General features: G+C 70.7%; 1 protein-coding gene. It reads right to left on the reverse strand.

The features are described 5' to 3' along the window. A partial coding sequence (locus GWK61_RS54790; protein WP_228564581.1) for a MerR family transcriptional regulator occupies positions 1-724 on the reverse strand: 724 nt, incomplete at its 3' end. Positions 725-945: the final 221 nt, after the last annotated feature.

A 945-nucleotide genomic window follows, 5' to 3' on the forward strand; every position in this document is an offset into this window, starting at 1 on the left:
CGTTGGTGGTGAGCCAGCGGGAGACGGCGTCGTAGGCCGAGAGGATCTGGGGGAAGCCGACCTGGGCTTTGGTGATGCGGAGGTAGGCCTCGCGGTGGGCCGGTTCCTCGCGGGTCGGGGTGGTGAGGGTGGCGGCTCGGGTCGGGTCCACGGGGACGCAGACTTCTGCGGGGCCGTCGCTGTCGTGGTTGATTTCGCCGTGGTAGACCACGAAGGGTTCCGCGGCGGGGCCGCCTGCGGGGCCCGCGGCCGTCAGGAGGCGCATCATCGCCTGCGAGATCCAGTCGGGGAGTTCTTCGGGGGTGACGTGGCGTTGTTCCGTCAGGACCAGCTGGGCCGGGACGTCGCGGGTGTGGATCGGCTGGGTCATGGTGGGGCCTCCTTCGTGGCCGGACACCTCTTCGCGGACGCGTGCGACCAGCCAGCGCTGGGCCGCGAACTTCGCTTCCGCCGCGTCCCAGTACGCCGTGACCAGCTCCTCGCGCTCGGCCGGCGGGGCCGCCAGGACGCGCGCCACGTCGGGCAGCGGCATGTCCAGGCGGCGGAGCCAGACGATCAGGCGGGCGTCGGCCAGGGTCGCCACGCGGTAGCGGCGGTAGCGGTTGGCGGCGTCGACCTCGTCGGGGACCAGCAGGCCATGCTGCTCGTACAGGCGGAGCGCTTTGGGCGAGAGCCGTGAGCGGCGGCTGAACTCGCCGCTGGTCAGCAGTTCGTCGTCGGGCATCGCGATTCGGTGTCCTCATCGGATCGGTACGGCCGTCCGGTTCGCCGGGCGGCTCGGGATCAAGCCTCGGGCCTGCCCCAAGGGCGAGGTCAAGCAAAGGGTCAAGCAAAGGGTCGAGCAACAGGTCAAGCTATCGGAGCAAGGGAGAAAACGAGGAAGCCCGGCGCACGAAACGCGCGCCGAGCCGCCTTCACCGGATCCCCCTCGGACCTCCCCAGATC

The sequence above is a fragment of the Catenulispora rubra genome (assembly GCF_015356825.1).
Classification (GTDB): Bacteria; Actinomycetota; Actinomycetes; order Streptomycetales; family Catenulisporaceae; genus Catenulispora; species Catenulispora rubra.